The organism is Pseudomonas sp. KBN10P06128, from assembly GCF_037574945.1.
GTDB lineage: Bacteria > Pseudomonadota > Gammaproteobacteria > Pseudomonadales > Pseudomonadaceae > Pseudomonas > Pseudomonas aeruginosa.
The window spans coordinates 4,056,354-4,073,618 of record NZ_JBBELR010000001.1 but is presented as its reverse complement, the minus strand read 5'-3'; the positions used below and the strand labels follow the sequence as shown (position 1 = coordinate 4,073,618).

The 17,265-nt window shown below is 64.4% G+C and carries 15 protein-coding genes; 4 read left to right on the top strand and 11 right to left on the bottom strand.

What is annotated here, in order from left to right; translation table 11 throughout:
* From purB to VQ065_RS18870, 6 genes are all read right to left on the bottom strand, one after another.
* A complete protein-coding gene (gene purB / locus VQ065_RS18895) occupies positions 1-1,371 on the bottom strand; it encodes an adenylosuccinate lyase (RefSeq protein ID WP_003090442.1) in 1,371 nt (456 codons plus the stop codon).
* A 74-nt stretch (positions 1,372-1,445) separates the two neighbouring features.
* On the bottom strand, positions 1,446-2,330 hold the full coding sequence (locus VQ065_RS18890; protein ID WP_003090441.1) for a DMT family transporter: 885 nt from the start codon (positions 2,328-2,330) through the stop codon (positions 1,446-1,448).
* Positions 2,331-2,332: 2 nt separating this feature from the next.
* Positions 2,333-2,953 carry a high frequency lysogenization protein HflD gene (gene hflD, locus VQ065_RS18885; protein ID WP_003090440.1) on the bottom strand — a complete coding sequence of 207 codons (621 nt, stop codon included), beginning with the start codon at positions 2,951-2,953 and terminating at the stop codon, positions 2,333-2,335.
* A complete protein-coding gene (gene mnmA / locus VQ065_RS18880; RefSeq protein ID WP_003131114.1) occupies positions 2,950-4,077 on the bottom strand; it encodes a tRNA 2-thiouridine(34) synthase MnmA in 1,128 nt (375 codons plus the stop codon). The genes hflD and mnmA overlap by 4 nt, the downstream gene beginning before the upstream one ends.
* Positions 4,078-4,120: 43 nt before the next feature.
* The gene (locus VQ065_RS18875; protein ID WP_003090438.1) at positions 4,121-4,591 is read right to left on the bottom strand and encodes an NUDIX hydrolase; all 471 of its coding nucleotides are present in this window, start codon (positions 4,589-4,591) and stop codon (positions 4,121-4,123) included.
* An 86-nt stretch (positions 4,592-4,677) separates the two neighbouring features.
* The gene (locus VQ065_RS18870) at positions 4,678-6,903 is read right to left on the bottom strand and encodes an NADP-dependent isocitrate dehydrogenase (RefSeq protein WP_003090437.1); all 2,226 of its coding nucleotides are present in this window, start codon (positions 6,901-6,903) and stop codon (positions 4,678-4,680) included.
* A 358-nt stretch (positions 6,904-7,261) separates the two neighbouring features.
* Between VQ065_RS18870 and icd the strand changes: the two genes are divergently transcribed.
* Positions 7,262-8,518: an NADP-dependent isocitrate dehydrogenase gene (gene icd, locus VQ065_RS18865; protein ID WP_003090436.1), complete on the top strand. Its 1,257-nt coding sequence runs from the start codon at positions 7,262-7,264 to the stop codon at positions 8,516-8,518.
* A gap of 73 nt (positions 8,519-8,591) precedes the next feature.
* On the opposite strand, the gene cspD is transcribed toward icd, so the two are convergent.
* A complete protein-coding gene (gene cspD, locus VQ065_RS18860) occupies positions 8,592-8,864 on the bottom strand; it encodes a cold shock domain-containing protein CspD (protein ID WP_003090435.1) in 273 nt (90 codons plus the stop codon).
* Positions 8,865-9,089: 225 nt separating this feature from the next.
* Between cspD and clpS the strand changes: the two genes are divergently transcribed.
* Entirely contained in the window at positions 9,090-9,458 is a 369-nt protein-coding gene (gene clpS, locus VQ065_RS18855; protein ID WP_003097649.1) for an ATP-dependent Clp protease adapter ClpS, read from the top strand.
* Positions 9,459-9,485: 27 nt separating this feature from the next.
* Positions 9,486-11,762: an ATP-dependent Clp protease ATP-binding subunit ClpA gene (gene clpA, locus VQ065_RS18850; RefSeq protein ID WP_003090432.1), complete on the top strand. Its 2,277-nt coding sequence runs from the start codon at positions 9,486-9,488 to the stop codon at positions 11,760-11,762.
* Between the two features lie 81 nt (positions 11,763-11,843).
* Here clpA and infA read toward each other — a convergent pair whose 3' ends face one another.
* From infA to trxB, 4 genes are all read right to left on the bottom strand, one after another.
* On the bottom strand, positions 11,844-12,062 hold the full coding sequence (gene infA, locus VQ065_RS18845) for a translation initiation factor IF-1 (RefSeq protein ID WP_002553999.1): 219 nt from the start codon (positions 12,060-12,062) through the stop codon (positions 11,844-11,846).
* A 104-nt stretch (positions 12,063-12,166) separates the two neighbouring features.
* Positions 12,167-12,874, bottom strand: coding sequence for an arginyltransferase (locus VQ065_RS18840; protein ID WP_003090424.1), 708 nt, complete (start codon positions 12,872-12,874; stop codon positions 12,167-12,169).
* Positions 12,875-12,928: 54 nt separating this feature from the next.
* A complete protein-coding gene (aat, locus tag VQ065_RS18835; RefSeq protein ID WP_003090423.1) occupies positions 12,929-13,609 on the bottom strand; it encodes a leucyl/phenylalanyl-tRNA--protein transferase in 681 nt (226 codons plus the stop codon).
* A 37-nt stretch (positions 13,610-13,646) separates the two neighbouring features.
* The gene (trxB, locus tag VQ065_RS18830; RefSeq protein ID WP_340080456.1) at positions 13,647-14,597 is read right to left on the bottom strand and encodes a thioredoxin-disulfide reductase; all 951 of its coding nucleotides are present in this window, start codon (positions 14,595-14,597) and stop codon (positions 13,647-13,649) included.
* 227 nt (positions 14,598-14,824) lie between these two features.
* Between trxB and ftsK the strand changes: the two genes are divergently transcribed.
* Complete coding sequence (gene ftsK / locus VQ065_RS18825) at positions 14,825-17,260, top strand: DNA translocase FtsK (protein ID WP_003131123.1); 2,436 nt, start codon at positions 14,825-14,827, stop codon at positions 17,258-17,260.
* Positions 17,261-17,265 lie beyond the last annotated feature (5 nt).

Genomic DNA, 17,265 nt, shown 5'->3' with positions numbered 1-17,265 from the left:
TCAGATGCGCTTGGCCTGGGCGGCGGCATTGCCGACGTAGCCGGCCGGGGTCAGCTTCTTCAGCTCGACCTTGGCCTCGGCGGGAATCGCCAGCTCTTCGATGAAAGTCTGCAAGGCTTCGGCGCTGATGCCTTTGCCGCGGGTCAGTTCCTTCAGCTTCTCGTAGGGGTTTTCCACACCATAGCGACGCATCACGGTCTGCACCGGCTCGGCGAGGACTTCCCAGCAGGCGTCCAGGTCCTCGGCGATGCGCTGGGCGTTCAGCTCCAGCTTGCCGATGCCCTTCAGGCTGGCCTCGTAGGCGATGACGCTGTGGGCGATGCCGACACCGAGGTTGCGCAGCACGGTGGAGTCGGTCAGGTCGCGCTGCCAGCGCGAGATCGGCAGCTTGCTGGCCAGGTGCTGGAACAGCGCGTTGGCGATGCCGAGGTTGCCCTCGGAGTTCTCGAAGTCGATCGGGTTGACCTTGTGCGGCATGGTCGAGGAGCCGATCTCGCCGGCCACGGTCTTCTGCTTGAAATAGCCGAGGGAGATGTAGCCCCAGACGTCGCGGTCGAAGTCGATGAGGATGGTGTTGAAGCGGGCGATCGCATCGAACAGCTCGGCGATGTAGTCGTGCGGCTCGATCTGGGTGGTGTAGGGGTTGAAGGTCAGGCCGAGGTCGCCTTCGATGAACTGGCGGGCGTTGGCTTCCCAGTCGACTTCGGGATAGGCGGACAGGTGGGCGTTGTAGTTGCCCACGGCGCCGTTGATCTTGCCCAGCAACTCGATGCCGGCGACCTGCTTGATCTGCCGCTCCAGGCGGTAGACGACGTTGGCCAGTTCCTTGCCCAGGGTGGTCGGCGAGGCGGGCTGGCCGTGGGTGCGGGAGAGCATCGGCACGTCGGCGAATTTCACCGCCAGTTCGCGGATGGCCTCGGCGATCTGGCGCATCAGCGGCAGCAGCACGCTGTCGCGACCCTCGCGGAGCATCAGGGCGTGGGACAGGTTGTTGATGTCCTCGGAGGTGCAGGCGAAGTGGATGAACTCGCTGACCGCGGCCAGCTCCGGGAGCTTGGCGGCCTGTTCCTTGAGCAGGTACTCCACGGCTTTCACGTCGTGGTTGGTGGTGCGCTCGATTTCCTTGATGCGTTCGGCGTGTTCCAGCTGGAAGTCGCTGGCCAGGCTGTCGAGCAGGGCGTTGGCTTCGGCGGAGAACGGCGCGACCTCGGGAATCCCGGCGTGGGCGGCGAGGCGCTGCAGCCAGCGGACTTCCACCATGACGCGGAAACGGATCAGGCCGTATTCGCTGAAGATCGGACGCAGGCTGCTGGTTTTGCCGGCATAGCGGCCATCGACGGGGGATACCGCGGTGAGCGAGGAAAGCTGCATGAGACGTTCTCGTGGCTGGAAGTCAACGAAAAAGGGGCGCATATCATACATGAAAGGTGCGCCCGGTGGGGCATTCAGCGGGGCCTTTCGGCGGGGCGGTTGCCCAGCAGGGGGATCAGGCTGGCGGCGAAGATCAGGGCGGCGCCGAGCAGCGACGTGTGGCTGGGCAGTTCGTCCCAGCGCAGCCAGGCGATCACCCCAGCGAAAACGATGGCCATGTAGGCGATCGGTCCGATCACTCCCGGGGAGGCCAGGGCATAGGCCTGCGACATGGTCAGTTGGCCGAGGCTGGCGAACAGTCCGGCGCCGAGCAGCAGGAGCAGTTCCTGGCCGTTCAGCGGCTGCCAGGCCCAGGCCAGCGGCACGGCGGAGAACAGGGTGCCGAACAGGGCGAAGTAGAAGACGATGCGATAGGCCGGCTCGCTGTCGCTCATTTCGCGGATCGAGACGAAGGCACAGGCGGCCATCAGGCTGGAGGCGATGCCGACCAGGGCGATCGGCGCCACTACCGCGCCGCTGGGCCTGGCCACCAGCAGCACGCCGAGGAAGCCGACCAGGGTGGCGACCATCATGCGGCGGGTCAGCGGCTCCTTGATCCACAGGTGTGCGATCAGCGGCGTGAACACCGGCGCGGCATAGCTGAACAGCATGGCGTCGGTCAGCGGTAGGTGGGCGAGGGCGTAGAAGTAGCAGTACATGCCGCCCAGGCCGTAGGTGGTGCGCAGCAGGTGCGATAGCGGGCGGCGGGTGCGCAGCGGGCCGATGCCGCGAGTCAGCGCCAGGGGCAGGAAGAACAGCACGCCGACGAGGTTGCGGAAGAACACCACGGTTTCGTTGTTGACGGTGCTGGAGGCCTCGCGGATCAGGCCGCCCATCAGGGCGAAGAACAGCGCCGAAAGAGCCAGCATGGCGGCGCCCTGGGTCGGGCTGTTGCGCCGTTGCGGCTGGCTCCCGGCCATGGCTAGCCGCGCAGCAGGGGATAGAGTTCGTTGAGTAGCCGGCGCCGGCTGAACACCATCTGCCAGCGGCTGCCGCCCAGTTGCCGCCAGAGCCGCGCCGAGCGGATGCCGGCGAGCAGCAGGGCGCGGATCCGCGCGGCGTTGCTGCTGACCTGCAGATGGCGCATGTCGCCGTGTACCTGGATGCGCTGGCGGAAGGTGCTGAGGGTGTCCTGGTAGATGCTGGCGAACGAGGCGATGACGTTCTCGTGGACCAGGCCGAAGTGCTGGACCTGCTGTTCGACCTGGTCGAGGCGCTGGCCGATCAGGTCGAGCATGTCGCCGCGCTTGTCCAGTTGCCGTTCCAGGGTCAGCATCGCCAGGGCGTAGCGCAGCGGTTCGCGCTGCAGGCTGCCGGGCTTGCGCTCCAGGGCGCTGGCCAGGGCCTTGAAGCCGTCGCGCAGGTTGAGGCTGTCGCCACCGTAGACGTCCAGGGTGCTGGCCGGGTTGCGCGCCAGCAGGCTGCCGAGCATGCAGCCCAGCGGGGCTTCGCTGATCTGCCCGGTGCGTGCCAGCTTGTCGACCAGGGCTGCGGATTCGAAGACGGCGCCGAGGGCAATCAGTTGCTGTCGCGGATCGCTCACGGGCGTCCTCCGAAATCCCAGGCTTCCGCCGTTTCGATCACGCCGCCGCCGAGGCAGACGTCGCCGTCGTAGAACACCACCGATTGCCCCGGGGTCACTGCGCGCTGCGGTTCGTCGAACACCGCGCGGTAGCCTTCGGCGGTTTTCTCCAGGACGCAGTCCTGGTCGCTCTGCCGGTAGCGCACCTTGGCCCGCAGGCGGCGCGGCCGCTCCAGTTCGACCGGGTTGACCCAGTAGATTCGCGAGGCCAGCAGGGCGCGGGAGAACAGCAGCGGGTGGTCGTTGCCCTGGCCGACCAGCAGCACGTTGCGTTGCAGGTCCTTGCCGAGCACGTACCAGGGATCGTCGCCGGCTTCCTTGAGACCGCCGATGCCGAGGCCCTGGCGCTGGCCGATGGTGTGGTACATCAGGCCGCTGTGGCGACCGATGACCTTGCCTTCGGTGGTCTCGATGTCGCCCGGTTGGGCCGGCAGGTACTGCTTGAGGAAATCGGTGAAGCGTCGCTCGCCAATGAAGCAGATGCCCGTGGAGTCCTTCTTCTTCGCCGTGGCGAGGCCATGCTTCTCGGCGATGGCGCGGACTTCCGGCTTCTCCAGTTCGCCGACGGGGAACAGGCTGCGGGCGATCTGCTCGCCGCCCACCGCGTGCAGGAAGTAGCTCTGATCCTTGTTCGGGTCCAGGCCCTTGAGCAGCTCGGTGCGCCCGTCGCGGTCGCGGCGCCGCACATAGTGGCCGGTGGCGATCAGGTCCGCTCCGAGCATCAGCGCGTAGTCGAGGAACGCCTTGAACTTGATTTCGCGGTTGCAGAGGATGTCCGGGTTCGGCGTACGGCCGGCCTTGTACTCGGCAAGGAAGTGCTCGAACACGTTATCCCAGTATTCCGCGGCGAAGTTCGCCGTGTGCAGCTTGATGCCGATCCGGTCGCAGACGGCCTGGGCGTCGGCCAGGTCCTCGCGGGCGGTACAGTATTCGGTGCCGTCGTCCTCGTCCCAGTTCTTCATGAACAGGCCTTCGACCTGATAGCCCTGCTGCAACAGGAGCAGGGCGGAGACGGACGAGTCGACGCCGCCGGACATGCCGACGATCACGCGCTCGCGGCGTGGGGTGGGGGCGGATTCAGACATAGCGATCAGGCGTCACGGGCGAATTCGTAAAACGCGGATTCTATCAGGCCTGGGGTAGGGAGGGCGACACGTGGGTGTCGCGGATCAGCGCCAGGGGATAGCGGCCGCCGGCCAGGTAGTCGTCGATGCAGCGCAGCACCAGGTGGCTGCGCCAGCGCTGCGGCTGGGCGGCCAGTTCGTCGCGGCTCAGCCAGCGCGGGCCGATGATGCCGTCGTCGAGGGCGCGCTCGGGGTGGTGGCGCACGGGGCGGGCGGCGAAGCATACGCGCTGGTAGGTGACGCCGTTGGACGGGGCGGTGTACAGGTAGATGCCGGTGACGGCGCTCAGCTCGACCTCCCAGCCGGTTTCCTCGAGGGTTTCGCGCAGGGCGGCCTCGAGCAGGCTTTCGGCGGGCTCCAGGTGCCCGGCGGGCTGGTTCAGCACCTCGCGGCCGTCGGCCTGTTCCTCGACCAGCAGGAAGCGGCCCTGGTCCTCGACGATGGTCGCTACGGTGACATGGGGATGCCAGCTCATGGATGTCTCCTCGGTACGGAAAAGGCCTCGATAAAAAGAAACCCCGAGCGTAGGCCCGGGGTTTCTGCTTCGTCAGCGTGACGCCATCAGGCCAGGCTGTCGATCGCTGCGTTGAAGGTGGCGCTGGGGCGCATCACCTTGCTGGTCAGCTCCGGGTTGGAGCGATAGTAGCCGCCGATCTCGGCCGGCTTGCCCTGGACCGCATTGAGTTCGGCGACGATGGTCGCTTCCTGCTCGGTCAGGGCCTTGGCCAGCGGTGCGAAGTGCGCTTTCAGTTCGGCGTCTTCGTCCTGGGCGGCCAGGGCCTGGGCCCAGTACATCGCCAGGTAGAAGTGGCTGCCGCGGTTGTCGATGTCGCCGACCTTGCGCGACGGCGACTTGTTGTTGTCCAGCAGCTTGCCGGTGGCTTCGTCCAGCGCCTTGCCGAGCAGCTTGGCCTTGGCGTTGCCGGTCTTGATCCCGGTTTCCTCCAGGGACACGGCCAGGGCCAGGAACTCGCCCAGGGAGTCCCAGCGCAGGTAGTTCTCTTCCACCAGTTGCTGGACGTGCTTGGGTGCCGAGCCGCCGGCGCCGGTTTCGTACATGCCGCCGCCCGCCATCAGCGGAACGATGGAGAGCATCTTGGCCGAGGTGCCCAGTTCCATGATCGGGAACAGGTCGGTCAGGTAGTCGCGCAGGACGTTGCCGGTCACCGAGATGGTGTCCTTGCCGCGGATCAGGCGTTCCATGCTGACGCGAATGGCCTCGTTGTAGCCCATGATGCTGATGTCGAGGCCGGTCAGGTCGTGGTCCTTGAGGTACAGCTCGACCTTCTTGCGCAGTTCGCGGTCGTGGGCGCGCTCCGGGTCCAGCCAGAAGATCGCCGGGGTGTCGGACTGGCGCGCGCGGGTGACGGCCAGCTTGACCCAGTCGCGGATCGGCGCGTCCTTGGTCTGGCAGGCGCGCCAGATGTCGCCTGTCTCCACCTCGTGCTGCATCAACACGCTGCCGTCGGCCAGGACCACGCGCATGGTGCCGTCGGCGGTCATTTCGAAGGTCTTGTCGTGGGAGCCGTATTCCTCGGCCTTCTGCGCCATCAGGCCGACGTTCGGCACGCTGCCCATGGTGGTCGGGTCGAAGGCGCCGTTGGTCTTGCAGAAGTTGATCATCTCCTGGTAGATGCGGGCGTAGGTGCTTTCCGGCATTACCGCCTTGGTGTCTTTCTGCTTGCCGTCCTTGCCCCACATCTGGCCGGAGTTGCGGATCATCGCCGGCATCGAGGCGTCGACGATGACGTCGCTCGGAATGTGCAGGTTGGTGATGCCTTTCACGGAGTCGACCATCGCCATTTCCGGGCGGTGGCTGTACACCTCGTGGATGTCGTGGAGGATCTCTTCCTGCTGGGAGGCGGGCAGCGACTTGATCTTGTCGTAGACGCTGGAGATACCGTTGTTCGGGTTCACGCCGAGCTCTTCGAAGAGTTGGCCCCACTTGTCGAAGACGTCCTTGTAGTAGACGCTCACCGCATGTCCGAAGACGATCGGGTGGGAAATCTTCATCATGGTCGCCTTGACGTGCAGGGACCACATGACGCCGGTTTCCTTGCAGTCCTGCAGGGTCTTCTCGAAGAAGTCGCGCAGCTTGCCGCAGCTCATGAACATGCTGTCGAGCACTTCGCCTTCCTGCAGGCTCAGTTGCTTCTTGACCTCGACCTTGCCGTCCTTGCCGACGAACTCGATGCGCACGTCACCGGCCTTGGCCATGGTGATGGACTGTTCGCTGGAGAAGAAGTCGCCGCCGCGCATGTAGTCGGCGTGGGAGCGCGAGGCCATGCTCCACTTGCCCATGGAGTGCGGGTGCTTGCGGGCGTAGGCCTTCACCGCGGCAGGCGCGCGACGGTCGGAGTTGCCTTCGCGCAGGACCGGGTTCACGGCGCTGCCGAGGATCTTCGCGTAGCGTGCGCGAACCTCTTTCTCTTCGTCGGTCTGCGGGTCTTCCGGGAAGTCGGGAACCTTGTAGCCCAGGCCCTGCAGCTCGGCGATCGCGCCTTTCAGCTGGGGCACCGAGGCGCTGATGTTGGGCAGCTTGATGATATTGGCGTCGGGCGAGGTGGCCAGGACCGCCAGGCGGGCGAGGTCGTCTTCGATACGCTGGTCGGCGTCGAGGCGGTCGGCGAAGTTGGCCAGGATGCGTCCTGCAAGAGAGATGTCGCTGGTCTCGACGTCGATGCCGGCGGACGCGGCAAAGGCCTTGACGATGGGGAGGAGCGAGTAGGTGGCGAGCGCAGGTGCTTCGTCGGTGAAGGTGTAGGTGATCTTCGAGCGGATGGACATCTACGGTAACTCTCTTTTTTGCTGGGCGCGCACAGAGTCTCGATACGCGTTGGTGGACGCGATGCCTTCGCTCAACATCGGGTTGAATCGAAATCGAGATATGCCGCGGGATATAGGGGCGCCAGTAGAGCGTTGTACGGCGGGCTCATGGTGGCGAACCCGACGCTGCGAGGGGAGAGGGTCTGGTCCCAGACTGCTCGGACCTCGATGACTGCGAAGTCATGGCGCGCAGTATACCACCCTCTCGCCGGGCTGATGCGCTCGCCTGTTTAGACTAAGGAAGATGTGGTTTCCGGGCGGACAACTGGGCTACCCTAGAAGGCTGCAACAGGGTTTTAACCACAACACGGAGTTCAGCATGGGATACCAAAAGATCCAGGTGCCGGCGACCGGTGACAAAATCACTGTGAATGCCGACATGTCCTTGAGCGTACCGAAGAACCCGATCATCCCGTTCATCGAGGGTGATGGCATCGGCGTCGATATCAGCCCGGTCATGATCAAGGTTGTCGACGCTGCAGTGGAAAAAGCATACAAGGGCGAGCGCAAGATCGCCTGGATGGAAGTCTACGCCGGCGAGAAGGCCACCCAGGTTTATGACCAGGACACCTGGCTGCCCCAGGAAACCCTGGACGCCGTGCGCGACTACGTGGTTTCCATCAAGGGCCCGCTGACCACCCCGGTCGGTGGCGGCATCCGCTCCCTGAACGTGGCCCTGCGCCAGCAACTCGATCTCTACGTCTGCCAGCGCCCGGTACGCTGGTTCGAAGGCGTGCCCAGCCCGGTGAAGAAGCCTGGCGACGTGGACATGGTGATCTTCCGCGAGAACTCCGAGGACATCTATGCCGGCGTCGAGTGGAAGGCCGGTTCGCCGGAGGCTGAGAAGGTCATCAAGTTCCTCACCGAGGAAATGGGCGTCAAGAAGATCCGCTTCACCGAGAACTGCGGCATCGGCATCAAGCCGGTTTCCCAGGAAGGCACCAAGCGCCTGGTGCGCAAGGCCCTGCAATACGCCGTCGACAACGACCGCAGTTCGGTGACCCTGGTGCACAAGGGCAACATCATGAAGTTCACCGAGGGTGCCTTCAAGGATTGGGGCTACGAAGTCGCGCGCGATGAATTCGGCGCCGAGCTGCTGGACGGCGGTCCGTGGATGCAGTTCAAGAATCCGAAGACCGGCAAGAACGTCGTGGTCAAGGACGTGATCGCCGACGCCATGTTGCAGCAGATCCTGCTGCGCCCCGCCGAGTACGACGTGATCGCCACCCTGAACCTGAACGGCGACTATCTCTCCGACGCCCTGGCGGCCGAGGTCGGCGGCATCGGCATCGCGCCCGGCGCCAACCTGTCCGATTCGGTGGCCATGTTCGAGGCGACCCACGGCACCGCGCCGAAGTACGCCGGCCAGGACAAGGTCAACCCGGGTTCGCTGATCCTCTCCGCGGAGATGATGCTGCGCCACATGGGCTGGACCGAGGCGGCCGACCTGATCATCAAGGGCACCAACGGGGCGATCGCCGCCAAGACCGTGACCTATGACTTCGAACGCCTGATGGACGGCGCGACCCTGCTGTCCTGCTCGGAGTTCGGCGACGCGATGATCGCCAAGATGTAGGAAGGGCTAGCGCCCGAACGAGAAAAAGGCCGGTTCGCACCGGCCTTTTTCATTTCCGCATCCGCGTTGGGGGTCAGGCTTCGATGGGCGTCGCCTGCGGCTCTTCCTGCGGGGCGGGGGCGGAGGGTGCGGCGGTTGTCGCGGTGGCGGGGCTGATGTTGATGGCATGCAGTCCCTTCGGTCCCTGGATGATCTCGAAATTGACCGGCTGGCCCGCCTTGAGTGTCTTGTAACCGTCCATCTGAATGGCCGAGTAATGGGCGAACAGGTCCTCATCTCGGCCCTCGGCCAGGATGAACCCGTAGCCCTTGGCGTTGTTGAACCACTTGACCTTACCGCTGAGCATGCTCATATCCCTCTGCAAAGGACTCCAACGCTGGAGTATCATCCACTACGATCCCGCGTCCGACCTGGGTCGAGACGGGTGCGGAACCCCTGATACCCTGTAGGGGTATTCCATTGTTTGTAACACCCTTTTGCAGTTAGTCAAGGCGCTGAACCATACGCCTGAGAAACGGATCAACATCATGTCGGTCCATAACTTTCCAGAAAGGCAAAGCTTTTTTTCCTCATGCATGCACCTAGCCAGATTCGACTAACATTCAATCAGGACCATCCCGAGCCTCATGAACACGAGGACGAAGGGGCGGGGCTCGCGGTACAGGAGTCGAAGCCTGTATTACAGCCGCCACCGTTGTATAAGGTGGTACTGTTCAACGACGATTACACGCCGATGGACTTTGTTGTTGAAGTGCTGGAAGTGTTCTTCAACATGGACCGGGAAAAAGCCACCAAGATCATGTTGACGGTACATACTCAGGGTAAGGCGGTCTGCGGCTTGTTTACCCGGGACGTGGCCGAAACCAAGGCGATGCAGGTCAATCAGTATGCACGGGAGAGCCAGCATCCATTGCTCTGCGAGATAGAGAAAGACAGTTGATCGGATGTTTGGGAGCGAGGTGAAGCCATGTTGAATCGAGAGCTCGAAGTCACCCTCAATCTCGCCTTCAAGGAGGCGAGGGCCAAACGCCATGAATTCATGACGGTTGAGCACCTGCTGCTGGCCTTGCTGGACAATGAGGCGGCGGCAACGGTATTGCGTGCGTGCGGTGCCAACCTGGACAAGCTGCGGCGCGACCTGCAGGAATTCATCGATTCCACCACGCCGCTGATCCCGCAGCACGACGACGAGCGCGAAACCCAGCCGACGCTGGGCTTCCAGCGCGTCCTGCAGCGTGCGGTGTTCCACGTGCAGAGTTCCGGCAAGCGCGAAGTGACCGGGGCCAATGTCCTGGTGGCGATCTTCAGCGAACAGGAAAGCCAGGCGGTGTTCCTGCTCAAGCAGCAGAGCATCGCGCGTATCGATGTGGTGAACTACATCGCCCATGGTATCTCCAAGGTGCCCGGGCATGCCGAACATCCGCAGGATGGGGAGCAGGATATGCAGGATGAGGAAGGTGGCGAGTCGGCCACGTCCAACCATCCGCTGGACGCCTATGCCAGCAACCTCAACGAACTGGCTCGCCAGGGGCGGATCGACCCGCTGGTGGGGCGTGAGCATGAAGTCGAGCGGGTGGCGCAGATCCTTGCCCGTCGGCGCAAGAACAACCCGCTGCTGGTAGGCGAGGCGGGGGTCGGCAAGACGGCCATCGCCGAGGGCCTGGCCAAGCGCATCGTCGATGGCCAGGTGCCGGACCTGCTGGCCGACAGCGTGGTCTACTCCCTCGACCTGGGTGCCTTGCTCGCGGGTACCAAGTACCGCGGCGACTTCGAGAAGCGCTTCAAGGCCTTGCTCAACGAGTTGCGCAAGCGCCCGCACGCGGTGCTGTTCATCGACGAGATCCATACCATCATCGGTGCCGGTGCGGCATCCGGCGGGGTAATGGACGCCTCCAACCTGCTCAAGCCGGTTCTGTCCTCGGGCGAGATCCGCTGCATCGGCTCGACCACCTTCCAGGAGTTCCGCGGCATCTTCGAGAAGGACCGGGCCTTGGCGCGGCGCTTCCAGAAGGTCGACGTGACCGAGCCGTCGGTGGAAGACACCTATGGCATCCTCAAGGGTCTCAAGGGGCGCTTCGAGCAGCATCACCACATCGAGTACAGCGACGAGGCGCTGCGCGCCGCGGCCGAGCTGGCGGCGCGCTACATCAACGACCGGCACATGCCGGACAAGGCCATCGACGTCATCGACGAGGCGGGCGCCTACCAGCGCCTGCAGCCGGAAGAGAAGCGCGTGAAGCGCATCGAGGTGGCGCAGGTCGAGGATATCGTGGCGAAGATCGCGCGGATCCCGCCAAAACACGTCACCACCTCCGACAAGGAGTTGCTGCGCAACCTCGAACGCGACCTCAAGCTGACCGTGTTCGGCCAGGACGACGCCATCGAGTCGCTGTCCACGGCGATCAAGCTGTCCCGGGCCGGGCTCAAGGCGCCGGACAAGCCGGTCGGCTCGTTCCTCTTCGCCGGTCCCACCGGCGTGGGCAAGACCGAAGTGGCGCGGCAGTTGGCGAAGGCCTTGGGCGTGGAACTGGTGCGCTTCGACATGTCCGAGTACATGGAGCGGCATACCGTGTCGCGGCTGATCGGTGCGCCTCCGGGCTACGTCGGCTTCGACCAGGGCGGCCTGCTCACCGAGGCGATCACCAAGACCCCGCACTGCGTGTTGCTGCTCGACGAGATCGAGAAGGCTCACCCGGAGGTCTTCAACCTGCTGCTGCAGGTGATGGACCACGGCACCCTGACCGACAACAACGGGCGCAAGGCGGACTTCCGCAACATCATCCTGATCATGACCACCAACGCCGGCGCAGAAGTGGCGGCGCGCGCGTCGATCGGCTTCAACCAGCAGGATCACACCACCGATGCGATGGAAGTGATCAAGAAGAGCTTCACCCCGGAGTTCCGCAACCGCCTGGATACCATCATCCAGTTCGGCCGCCTGAGCACCGAGACGATCAAGAGCGTGGTCGACAAGTTCCTCACCGAGCTGCAGGCGCAGCTGGAGGACAAGCGCGTCCAGCTCGAGGTCAGCGATGCGGCGCGCGGCTGGCTGGCGGAGAAGGGCTACGACGTGCAGATGGGTGCGCGACCGATGGCGCGGCTTATCCAGGACAAGATCAAGCGGCCGTTGGCCGAGGAGATCCTGTTCGGCGAGCTGGCCGAACATGGCGGCCTGGTGCATGTCGACCTGAAGGGCGACGAGCTGGCCTTCGAGTTCGAGATCACGGCGGCGGAGCCCGCCTGATCCGAGCGCGGCAACGAAAACGCCCGGCAGATGCCGGGCGTTTTCTTTTGCAATCGGCGAGCCGCAGCGGCTCGTGTCGACTCAGCGGGCGCGGTAGGTGATGCGGCCCTTGCTCAGGTCGTAGGGCGTCAGTTCCACGCGGACCTTGTCGCCGGTGAGGATGCGGATGTAGTTCTTGCGCATTTTGCCGGAGATGTGCGCGGTGACGACGTGCCCATTTTCCAACTCCACACGGAACATGGTGTTGGGCAGGGTGTCGACGACAGTACCTTCCATTTCGAAGCTGTCTTCTTTCGACATGCAGTAGAGCCCTCGGTATCTATGGGTGGCCCTTTCAATGAGAGGTGGGCCGTGAAAAGCGGCGTGCATTGTGCCAGAAAATCGACAATAGCGCCACACGGCTATCAGGTGAGGGCGACCCAGCGCTGGTTGACGAACAGTTCGATGGGCCGGTACTGGGTCTTGTAGTTCATCTTGCGGCAATTCTTGATCCAGTAGCCCAGGTAGACGGCCTGCAGGCCCAGGCGTTCGGTCTCGGCGATCTGCCAGAGGATCGCATAGCGTCCCAGGCTGCGCTGCTCTTCGTCGGGATCGTAGAAGGTATAGACGGCCGAGAGTCCGTTCGGCAGCACGTCCGTCACGGCTATGGCCAGCAGGCGGCCATGCAGGCGGAACTCGAAGAAGCAGCAGAAGGGCAGGTCGCGGACCAGGAAGGTGGCGAACTGGTCGCGGCTGGGCGGATACATGTCGCCGTCGGCGTGGCGTTGCTCGATGTAGCGCCGATAGAGGTCGTAGTACTCCTCGTTGAAGCTCGGTCGCTTGCGGATCACCTCCAGTTCCGCGTTGCGCTTGAGGATGCGCCGCTGCTGGCGGTTCGGGCTGAAGTCGGCGACCGGTATGCGCGCGGCGATGCAGGCGGTGCAATGCTGGCAGTGCGGACGATAGAGATGGTCGCCGCTGCGGCGGAAGCCGACTTCCGACAGCGAGGCGTACAGCTGCGTGTCCATGGGCTGGCTGGGATCGAGGAACAGGGTGGTTGCCTGCTCCTCGGGCAGGTAGCTGCACGGGTGCGGTTGCGTCGCGTAGAACTTCAGTCGGGCGAGTTCGGTCATGGTGAACTCCAGCAGGGACCCATAAGCAAGTTTATGCCAGGCACGGAAACTCGCCTAAAAATCCAGGTCGCCGGTAGGAGGCTGGTCGCGATAGCGTTGCAGGTAGTCGGCGAATTCCCCCCGGCCGATGGCGCGGGCGCCCAGGCTGTGCAGGTGGCGGGTCGGCATCTGGCAGTCGATGAGGACGAAGCCGGCGTCGCGCAGATGGCGGACCAGCGTGACGAAGCCGACCTTGGAAGCGTTGTCGGCGCGGCTGAACATCGATTCGCCGAAGAACAGCCTGCCCATGGCCAGGCCGTAGAGGCCGCCGACCAGTTGTCGCTCCTGCCAGACTTCCACGGAGTGGGCAATTCCGCGCAGGTGCAGCTCCTGGTAGGCCAGTTGCATCGGCGTGGTGATCCAGGTGCCGTCGGCGTAGTCGCGCGGCGCGGCACAAGCCTGGATCACCGCCCGGAAGTCACGGTTGAAGGTGACTTCGAAGCGTTGCTGGCGCAGGCACTTGGCCAGGCTGCGGGAAACGTGCAGTTCGTCGGGGAACAGGACGGTGCGCGGGTCGGGCGACCACCAGAGGATCGGCTGGCCATCCTGGTACCAGGGGAAGCAGCCGTGGCGATAGGCTGCGACCAGGCGTTGCGGATTGAGGTCGCCTCCGGCCGCGAGCAGCCCGTTGGGCTCCTGCAGGGCCTTGTCGAGGGGCGGAAAGTCGAAGTCGGTGCGGGAAAGCCAGGTCAGCATGGCGGGGTAGGGGAGGGCGGGCCTCCCCCGGGTCCGATCAATGGTCGTCGAGGTATTTTTCGGCATCCAGCGCGGCCATGCAGCCGGCGCCGGCGGAAGTGATGGCCTGGCGGTAGACGTGGTCGGCCACGTCGCCGGCGGCGAACACGCCTTCGATGCTGGTCTGGGTGGCGTTGCCTTCGCTGCCGCCGTGGATCCGCAGGTAGCCGTCGCGCATTTCCAGTTGGCCCTGGAACAGGTCGGTGTTCGGCTTGTGGCCGATGGCGATGAACACGCCGGCCAGCGACAGTTCGCTGGTGCTGCCGTCGATGGTGCTCTTCAGGCGTACGCCGGTGACGCCGCTGGCGTCGCCCAGCACCTCGTCCAGGGTGGTGTTCCAGTGCAGGCGCACGTTGCCGTTCTCGGCCTTGTCGAACAGCTTGTCCTGGAGGATCTTCTCCGAACGCAGCTTGTCGCGACGGTGGATCAGGTGGACTTCCTTGGCGATGTTGGTCAGGTACAGCGCTTCCTCGACGGCGGTATTGCCGCCGCCGACCACGCAGACCACCTGGTTGCGGTAGAAGAAGCCGTCGCAGGTGGCGCAGGCGGAAACGCCCTTGCCCATGAAGGCTTCTTCCGACGACATGCCCAGGTATTGCGCGGAGGCACCGGTGGCAATGATCAATGCATCGCAGGTATAAGTGCCACTATCGCCCTTCAGTGTGAAGGGGCGCTGTTGCAACTCGGCGGTGTGGATGTGGTCGTAGACGATCTCGGTGTCGAAACGCTCGGCGTGCTGCTGCATGCGGGTCATCAGCGCCGGGCCGGTAAGGCCTTCGACGTCGCCCGGCCAGTTGTCGACTTCGGTGGTGGTGGTCAGCTGGCCGCCTGGCTGGATGCCGGTGATCACCACTGGCTTGAGATTGGCGCGTGCGGCGTACACGGCGGCGGTATAGCCGGCCGGACCGGAGCCCAGGATGATGAGGCGCGAATGCTTGACTTCACTCATAAAAAGACTCCATAAGCCTTTGTCACATAAGAAAATGCGTGCTCCAATGGAGCCGCCTGAAGAGTTCTGCCGGCTATGCTACACCTATCCGCAAAAGGCCGGCAAAACCCCGGGGCCGGGATCAGCCACGCACGGATTGCCGCTGATTTCGGGTGTGATTTTTCAGAGTTTCCCTAAAGCCGTACAATAGGCGCGTTTTGACCAAGACAGCTTCTAAAGCACCAGCCGTGCGCAGGAAAAATAGCGATTTGAAGGATTCGACCACCGCGAGCCATGCCGCCGCATGGCGTCAGCAACTGCATTCCCGCCTGAAGGAAGGGGTCCTGATCGCGCTGGGCGCGCTCTGCCTCTACTTGTGGATGGCTCTGCTCACCTATGACCCGGCCGATCCGAGCTGGAGTCACTCGAGCCAGGTTGACCAGGTGCAGAATGCCGCCGGTCGGCTCGGTGCGGTATCCGCCGATATCCTGTTCATGACGCTCGGCTACTTCGCCTACCTCTTTCCGCTGTTGCTGGGCATCAAGACCTGGCAGGTATTCCGCCGCCGCAACCTGCCGTGGGAATGGAACACCTGGCTGTTTTCGTGGCGCCTGGTCGGGCTGATCTTCCTGATCCTGGCCGGCTCGGCACTGGCCTACATCCATTTCCACGCCAGCGGCCACATGCCGGCCAGCGCCTCGGCCGGCGGCGCCATCGGCCAGAGCCTGGGCCGCGTCGCGGTGGATGCGCTGAACGTGCAGGGCAGCACGCTGGTGTTCTTCGCCCTGTTCCTCTTCGGCCTGACGGTGTTCGCCGACCTCTCCTGGTTCAAGGTGATGGATGTCACCGGCAAGATCACCCTGGACTTCTTCGAACTGATCCAGAACGCCTTCAATCGCTGGATGGGCGCGCGCGCCGAGCGCAAGCAACTGGTCGCGCAACTGCGCGAGGTCGACGAGCGCGTCGCCGAGGTGGTGGCGCCGAGCGTGCCGGACCGCCGCGAACAGTCCAAGGCCAAGGAGCGCCTGCTGGAACGCGAAGAGGCCCTGGCCAAGCACATGAGCGAGCGGGAGAAGCGCCCGCCGCCGAAGATCGATCCGCCACCGCCGCCGAAGGCCCCGGAGCCGAGCAAGCGCGTGCTGAAAGAGAAGCAGGCGCCGCTGTTCGTCGATACGGCGGTGGAGGGCACCCTGCCGCCGCTGTCGCTGCTCGACCCGGCGGAAGTGAAGCAGAAGAGCTACTCGCCCGAGTCGCTGGAGGCGATGTCGCGCCTGCTGGAGATCAAGCTGAAGGAGTTCGGCGTCGAGGTCAGCGTGGATTCGGTGCATCCGGGCCCCGTGATCACCCGTTTCGAGATCCAGCCCGCGGCGGGGGTCAAGGTCAGCCGCATTTCCAACCTGGCCAAGGACCTGGCGCGCTCGCTGGCGGTGATCAGCGTGCGGGTGGTGGAAGTGATTCCCGGCAAGACCACCGTCGGCATCGAGATTCCCAACGAAGACCGGCAGATGGTGCGCTTCTCCGAAGTGCTGTCGTCGCCGGAGTACGACGAGCACAAGTCCACCGTGCCGCTGGCCCTGGGCCACGACATCGGCGGTCGGCCGATCATCACCGACCTGGCGAAGATGCCGCACCTGCTGGTGGCCGGTACCACCGGCTCCGGTAAGTCGGTGGGGGTCAACGCCATGCTCCTGTCGATCCTGTTCAAGTCCACGCCGAGCGAGGCGCGACTGATCATGATCGACCCGAAGATGCTCGAACTGTCGATCTACGAAGGGATCCCGCACCTGCTCTGCCCGGTGGTCACCGACATGAAGGAAGCCGCCAACGCCCTGCGCTGGAGCGTGGCGGAGATGGAGCGGCGCTACCGCCTGATGGCGGCCATGGGCGTGCGCAACCTGGCTGGCTTCAACCGCAAGGTGAAGGACGCCGAGGAGGCCGGCACGCCGCTGACCGACCCGCTGTTCCGTCGCGAAAGCCCGGACGACGAGCCGCCGCAACTGAGCACCCTGCCGACCATCGTGGTGGTGGTCGACGAATTCGCCGACATGATGATGATCGTCGGCAAAAAGGTCGAGGAGCTTATCGCCCGTATCGCGCAGAAGGCGCGGGCGGCCGGTATCCACCTGATCCTGGCGACCCAGCGGCCGTCGGTGGACGTGATCACCGGCCTGATCAAGGCCAACATCCCGACCCGGATCGCCTTCCAGGTCTCCAGCAAGATCGACTCGCGCACCATCCTCGACCAGGGTGGCGCCGAACAACTGCTCGGCCACGGCGACATGCTCTACCTGCCGCCGGGCACAGGCCTGCCGATTCGCGTGCACGGCGCCTTCGTTTCCGACGACGAGGTGCACCGGGTGGTCGAGGCCTGGAAGCTGCGCGGCGCGCCCGACTACATCGAGGACATCCTCGCTGGCGTCGACGAAGGCGGCGGCGGTGGCGGTTCCTTCGATGGCGGCGACGGCTCCGGCGAAGGCAGCGAGGACGACCCGCTCTACGACGAGGCGGTACGTTTCGTCACCGAGAGTCGCCGGGCATCGATCTCCGCCGTGCAACGCAAGCTGAAGATCGGCTACAACCGCGCCGCGCGGATGATCGAGGCGATGGAGATGGCCGGCGTGGTCACCCCGATGAATACCAACGGCTCCCGCGAAGTCATCGCGCCGGCGCCGGTTCGTGATTGAACCCG

What these genes read in the sequence shown, in the direction of transcription:
- VQ065_RS18875 (WP_003090438.1), bottom strand. Translation starts at nt 4,591, where the DNA reads ATGAGCTGGCATCCCCATGTCACCGTAGCGACCATCGTCGAGGACCAG.
- VQ065_RS18870 (WP_003090437.1), bottom strand. Translation starts at nt 6,903, where the DNA reads ATGTCCATCCGCTCGAAGATCACCTACACCTTCACCGACGAAGCACCT.
- purB (WP_003090442.1), bottom strand. Translation starts at nt 1,371, where the DNA reads ATGCAGCTTTCCTCGCTCACCGCGGTATCCCCCGTCGATGGCCGCTAT.
- VQ065_RS18840 (WP_003090424.1), bottom strand. Translation starts at nt 12,874, where the DNA reads ATGACCGAACTCGCCCGACTGAAGTTCTACGCGACGCAACCGCACCCG.
- mnmA (WP_003131114.1), bottom strand. Translation starts at nt 4,077, where the DNA reads ATGTCTGAATCCGCCCCCACCCCACGCCGCGAGCGCGTGATCGTCGGC.
- clpS (WP_003097649.1), top strand. Translation starts at nt 9,090, where the DNA reads ATGCATGCACCTAGCCAGATTCGACTAACATTCAATCAGGACCATCCC.
- icd (WP_003090436.1), top strand. Translation starts at nt 7,262, where the DNA reads ATGGGATACCAAAAGATCCAGGTGCCGGCGACCGGTGACAAAATCACT.
- infA (WP_002553999.1), bottom strand. Translation starts at nt 12,062, where the DNA reads ATGTCGAAAGAAGACAGCTTCGAAATGGAAGGTACTGTCGTCGACACC.
- cspD (WP_003090435.1), bottom strand. Translation starts at nt 8,864, where the DNA reads ATGCTCAGCGGTAAGGTCAAGTGGTTCAACAACGCCAAGGGCTACGGG.
- clpA (WP_003090432.1), top strand. Translation starts at nt 9,486, where the DNA reads ATGTTGAATCGAGAGCTCGAAGTCACCCTCAATCTCGCCTTCAAGGAG.
- VQ065_RS18890 (WP_003090441.1), bottom strand. Translation starts at nt 2,330, where the DNA reads ATGGCCGGGAGCCAGCCGCAACGGCGCAACAGCCCGACCCAGGGCGCC.
- trxB (WP_340080456.1), bottom strand. Translation starts at nt 14,597, where the DNA reads ATGAGTGAAGTCAAGCATTCGCGCCTCATCATCCTGGGCTCCGGTCCG.
- aat (WP_003090423.1), bottom strand. Translation starts at nt 13,609, where the DNA reads ATGCTGACCTGGCTTTCCCGCACCGACTTCGACTTTCCGCCCCTCGAC.